A 5345-nucleotide genomic window follows, 5' to 3' on the forward strand; every position below is an offset into this window, starting at 1 on the left:
GAGTGATTCGCAACGCTTGGCAGTTTCGCTTCGCTCAAGTATAGCCAAGCGCCGCTCACACCTTAATGCGGCGTTAGGCGAATGGAGTAAATAATGAGATTTTTGATTGTTATTTTGGGGATGTTTTCTGCATTAGCAGCGACGGCAGAAGAGACTCGATGTGGATGGCTTGAAAACCCTTCTCCTGCCAATATGTGGTTGATTGATCGCGATGGCTCGTGGGATATATCAGTCCAAGGTACTTCAAATGCATTGGACGATAAATCGATGGAACTGCTTTATCAAGCGACTGCAAATGAAAATGAATTTGTTAGAACAAATCGAAACTATGGTTTTAGTTGTGCTTGCTTAACAGTGGACGTAGACGAAGAGCAAAATTCGATTACAACAATCTATAAATCCAAGCAGTTACCTTTGAAGCAGTGTTTAGAGGACATATCCATAACGAAAGATATTCCACTTCCTTTTAAGTAATTCGCCTAACAAATTGTTCAAGAGGGATTCGCAACGCGTGGCACTTAGACTATGCGTTAGTTTTAGTGACTAAGGTGGTATGCGGCGGCTTCGGTATTGCGTTGCTCACCCCTTAACAAGGCGTTAACTGGCGCAGAAAATACGAAAGCACATTGATACGGTTTCTAGGTCCAGAGGTCTAGCGTGTTCGGTCGGTTTCCTTAATTTAGCTAATGCGACTAATTTAAATTTGGTACTTAAGTTTACTGATGTGAAAGGCGGCACAAAGCCTTCTAATAATATAAGGCGTTCGCGATTAGTTCGGCGCACTTACATCGCCGAAGTATGGTGTTGTGAGACACATTTCAAACTAAAGATAAACGGTAATCTTCTGATTAAACACATATTTGAGTTAGCTTTACTAATCATTAATTAGTAAAACCAGCTTTGGCTAAAGTGGCTGTAAGCTCGGCGAAAACTGAAGGGCGCTCAGTTAACAAACTGTTCAAGAGGGATTCGCAACGCGTGGCATTTTCACTATGCGTTGGCTTAAGTGTTTAAGGTGGTATGCGGCGGCATCGGCATTGCGTTGCTCACCCCTTAACAGGGCGTTATGCCTTTTGGGAGAAAATATGCAGTTTTACAAAGCAGATGAATATCAGGCATCTTGCGAAAACCTGTATCGTAAGTACGAACTTGAGATAGCTGCTTTACTTCCAGATGCATCTATTGAGCATATTGGAGCTTCCTCTATCCCCAATGCTGTATCTAAAGGTGACCTAGACATACTTGTTGGTGTTAACGGCAAGGAACTAGAGAATGCAGTAAAGTTACTTTCTACTCTAGGCTTCAACGAAAAATCCGATACGTTAAGAACTCCGGAGCTTTGCATGCTGGAAAATAGCTCAGGTGAGGATGTCGCTTTTCAAGTTGTAGCTAATGGTTCGGAATTTGAGTTTTTTGTGGGGTTTAGAGACAAACTCCGTAAAAGTCCTGAGTTAGTTCAACGATACAATGAGCTGAAAATGTCTTGTACAGGTTGGTCTCAAGAAGAGTATCGTCGGAAAAAATCAGCTTTTATTGAGCGCGTGTTAGGACAGGCATAACAAACTGTTTAAGAGTGATTCGCAACGCGTGGCATTTTCACTATGCGTTGGTTTTAGTGTTTAAGGTGGTATGCGGCGGCTATTGTATTGCGTTGCTCACCCCTTAACAGGGCGTTAGGGTTTAGGAGGTAAATTGGCATATATAACAAGGATTGGATATAAACATTTAGAGGCAATACGTTCACATGTCAGTGTATCGTTAAGCAGTATGTATGCAAATCAACATCATTTTGATTTTTCAAAATGGGTTCATGATCAGTTTCCTGATGCAAAGTTTATTTTAGAGCAAGACTACTTCTCTAAATCAAAATTTAATGGTCGCGGTGACCATCAAATCAATTTCTTGCTATGTGCAGCTATGGATGTTTATGAATCTTACTCAAAAGATTCTGATATTGTGAGTATGGGCCGTGAATCGATGGTTAGTTCAAGTTTATCGAAACATCATGAAGAAGATTCTCATGGTTCAGAGCTTGCTGGTTATTGGGAGCACGATCAATTCATAATTCGTGCCGGAATAGTGGCTTCATTAGGAGCACTTGAAGAGTTTGAGCGTGGTGCTCTAAGAATCTTGTATGCTGAGCATACAGAAGAAACTTCAATGTTTCCTATGCCAAAGCTGCGAGATTTTAAGTATGAATGTAAAGGGTGGAAAGCTGTAAAAAATCAGGCAAACTCAGTGGATAGACGAAGAAAGTTATTCAAAAAATTTAACGTCCAAGCATCTGCAAACGAGCTTTGGTATTCAAAACTTGCTGAATATAGAAAACTCAGGCATGTTTTTGCTCATGGTGCAGGAGCGCCAGCAGTTAAGTTTCAAGATTTTATGCAATGCCAACACTACGTTTACAAGAGCATGGCTCATATCGCTAGCGAGATTAATTATGCAATAGGTCTACGACTGTGAGACAGCCCTAACAAAGCATTTAAGAGTGATTCGCAACGCTAGGCAGTTTCGCTTCGCTCAAGTATAGCCAAGCGCCGCTCACACCTTAATGCGGCGTTATGTGTTCGGAGGAAATTATGGGAAGACGCTATAGGCGCAGATCACACGGTTCTGCAATAGTTAGTGATTCGGTGTATATAGCGGCTAGGTTACCTTGGTGGGCTGCGATTTGTTTCGGGTTTATATCCTTCCTAATTTTCTATTTCGGCTTTCCCGCATTTCTCGAGAGTAAGGCATCAGAATTGAGTGGTAGTGCTGTTTCACAAGCTTTTGAGTCAATCTTTACGCGTCGAATTCACTGGTTTGAGTGGCTTGGAATAGCTTGTGGTTTAATCGGTGTATTTTTTGGTTTTCGTAACTATTTAGTGTCGTCTTATGCTGGGTATGAAGAGCGTGGGCTGGTTGCGTTTCTTGCCAAAATTATCAGTAGAAACGTCAACTAACACACATAACAAACAATTTAAGAGGGATTCCCAACGCTTGGCATTTTTGCTTCTACTTCAGTTTTAGTGGTTACGGTACAATGCTTTAGGTTGGGTGGTAGCGTTGCTCACCCCTTAATTGGGCGTTATGTGCTTTAGGAGAAAACGATGAATAAGTGTCTAATCATCATATTAGCTAGTCTTTCATTTGGTGCTCTTGCTGAAGAAGAGTCCATTGACTGTAATAATGCGATGACCACAATCGAGATAAACCAATGTACTGCTATTGAACTAGAGTCAGCACAAGTTAAATTAGACAAATATCTAAACACTAGCTTTGAGCACAACTCTCATGACCCAGAACTGATCGCAGCAATTAAGCTTGCTCAACAGGATTGGCAAGCATATATGTCCTCTCACTGTGATTCGGTTTATACGCAATGGCGTGATGGAACTATTCGTGGAGTTATGGCGATATCGTGCAAAACTAAGTTAACTAAGCAAAGAACGCACGAGTTATGGGAAAACTTTTTAACTTATATGGACAGTACACCACCAGTTTTACCGGAGCCAAGTGTAGAGTAGGTTTCAACCACGCACATAACAAACTGTTCAAGAGTGATTCGCAACGCGTGGCATTTTTGCTATGCGTTGAATTTAGTGATTAAGGTGGTATGCGGGGGCTTCGGTATTGCGTTGCTCACACCTTAACAGGGCGTTAGCACTGGGTTGGCATCAAAGGCTAAAAGTTTCTGTTTTTATTGGTTTCTTTTCCTCGCTTTACACCTGATCAAATGTGCCTTTCAGGTTCGCTCCGGTGGCACTAGATGTGAAGTTTTCGCTTTGAGTTTATCGTTTACGGTTTCTAACTTTCGGGCTATTTCTCTGGCGTGGTTTCTTTGGTGCTGAGAAATTTTCGGTAAAACAAGCGTTTCTTTGTCGTTGTTGTTCAAGTTCGAAGCCCGTATTCTTTGCTAAATTGAAGGCGGTGAAAAAGTGCAGTTTCGCATGTTTTTTTTCTAGCCAACTTACGTCTTGAAGTTTGTTTTTAGTTTGGCAGTTGTCCGTTTGGTTTCAGTGTTTTAAGCCATAAATTTAGTGCTATATTTCAATGCGTTGGTGTGTTTCAAAGGCTTTATGGGTAGCGTGCTAACAAACAATTCAAGAGGGATTCGTAACGCGTGGCATTTTTACTATGCGTTAATTTTAGTGATTAAGGTGGTTTGCAGCGGCGTCGGTGTTGCGTTACTCACCCCTTAATTGGGCGTTAGCCCTCAAGGAGAAAATATAAATTGTTTGAATATCATTTAAAAAGAACAAAGTTCTTATTGGTTTTGCAGGGTATATCTGTTGTCGTTCCTCTGTTTCTACTATTTACTTTGCTGTCCCAAGTGACTCAATTGAGTTCTTCAAGTCTTTTTCTCGCATTTGCGCTCGTTCTAGTGATGTTAAGCTTTAACTTGTCTAGTTTATACGGGCTGTTAAAAAAGAAGCTTTGGGCGTTTAAGTTAATGATGGCTCTTTACTTTATCCAGATGATAGGCATAGAAACACCTAACTTTTCCTTAGCCTTTTCTTCTGGAGTTGAAGTACCGATAAGTGTGAATGTCAATGAAGTTACAGTGTCTCTGAACTTACTAGCAATCTTGGTGGTTTGGTTGTCGTAAACTAGTCTTAACCTTTTGAAAAAGGGCTAACAAATTGTTAAAGAGTGATTCGGCACGCGTGGCATTTTTACTATGCGTTGGTTTTAGTGGTTAAGGTGTTATGCGGGAGCTTCGGTATTGCGTGCCTCACACCTTAACAAGGCGTTATACGAATAGAGGGAAATTATGTACAAAAGTAATGATTTTAACTTGGATTCAAAAGAGTTCAGGTTTAAGAAAGACTCATATCCTTTGTCTAAGATAAACAATGTTAGGGTTAAAAAGTTAAGTTTTCTTGATAATTTAGGTCAAGTTTTATTCTGGGTATGTGTTTTTTCAGGGGCAGTTTGGTTAGTTATTCCAAGGTTGGAAGAGGTGCCACAATGGCTACTAGTTTTAGTTCTTAGTCTGACGGTTGTAGGTTTGGTTTTTGCTCTTTTTCGTTGTTCTAAATATGCACTTCAAGTCGAGTTTCGTCACATAGATGAAACGGGCGTTCAATGGGTTAATGTCGCTAAGTCATACTCAAAGTCAGATTGTGAGTTATTTGAACAGCAAGTGTTGGCACTGAAGAAATTCGTATAACAAATTGTTCAAGAGTGATTCGGCACGCGTGGCATTTTTACTATGCGTTGGCTTTAGTGGTTAAGGTGTTATGCGGAACCTTCGGTATTGCGTGCCTCACACCTTAACAAGGCGTTAGCTATTTATAGGAATCGTCACTTATTAATCTTTATCCACTATAGGAATTGTTGTGATAGATAAAACTGAG

General features: G+C 40.6%; 5 protein-coding genes. All 5 read left to right on the top strand.

Annotated elements, in window-relative coordinates; translation table 11 throughout:
• The first annotated feature begins 93 nt into the window (after positions 1-93).
• The 5 genes from R7190_RS25240 (at position 94) to R7190_RS25260 (ending at position 5158) form a co-directional block, all read left to right on the top strand.
• Positions 94-474 carry a DUF4087 domain-containing protein gene (locus tag R7190_RS25240; protein WP_017821408.1) on the top strand — a complete coding sequence of 127 codons (381 nt, stop codon included), beginning with the start codon at positions 94-96 and terminating at the stop codon, positions 472-474.
• 611 nt (positions 475-1085) lie between these two features.
• Complete coding sequence (locus R7190_RS25245; RefSeq protein ID WP_025638270.1) at positions 1086-1559, top strand: GrpB family protein; 474 nt, start codon at positions 1086-1088, stop codon at positions 1557-1559.
• Positions 1560-1692: 133 nt separating this feature from the next.
• Positions 1693-2466, top strand: a complete 774-nt coding sequence (locus R7190_RS25250; protein ID WP_186584910.1) for a hypothetical protein — start codon at positions 1693-1695, stop codon at positions 2464-2466.
• Between the two features lie 629 nt (positions 2467-3095).
• The gene (locus tag R7190_RS25255) at positions 3096-3512 is read left to right on the top strand and encodes a lysozyme inhibitor LprI family protein (RefSeq protein WP_017821968.1); all 417 of its coding nucleotides are present in this window, start codon (positions 3096-3098) and stop codon (positions 3510-3512) included.
• A gap of 1247 nt (positions 3513-4759) precedes the next feature.
• Complete coding sequence (locus tag R7190_RS25260; RefSeq protein ID WP_025539256.1) at positions 4760-5158, top strand: DUF6232 family protein; 399 nt, start codon at positions 4760-4762, stop codon at positions 5156-5158.
• The last annotated feature ends 187 nt before the right edge of the window (positions 5159-5345 follow it).

It is taken from the genome of Vibrio sp. 1078-1 (assembly GCF_033340475.1).

Coding starts and splice junctions, on each gene's coding strand:
- R7190_RS25240 (WP_017821408.1), top strand. CDS start 94: ATGAGATTTTTGATTGTTATTTTGGGGATGTTTTCTGCATTAGCAGCG.
- R7190_RS25245 (WP_025638270.1), top strand. CDS start 1,086: ATGCAGTTTTACAAAGCAGATGAATATCAGGCATCTTGCGAAAACCTG.
- R7190_RS25255 (WP_017821968.1), top strand. CDS start 3,096: ATGAATAAGTGTCTAATCATCATATTAGCTAGTCTTTCATTTGGTGCT.
- R7190_RS25260 (WP_025539256.1), top strand. CDS start 4,760: ATGTACAAAAGTAATGATTTTAACTTGGATTCAAAAGAGTTCAGGTTT.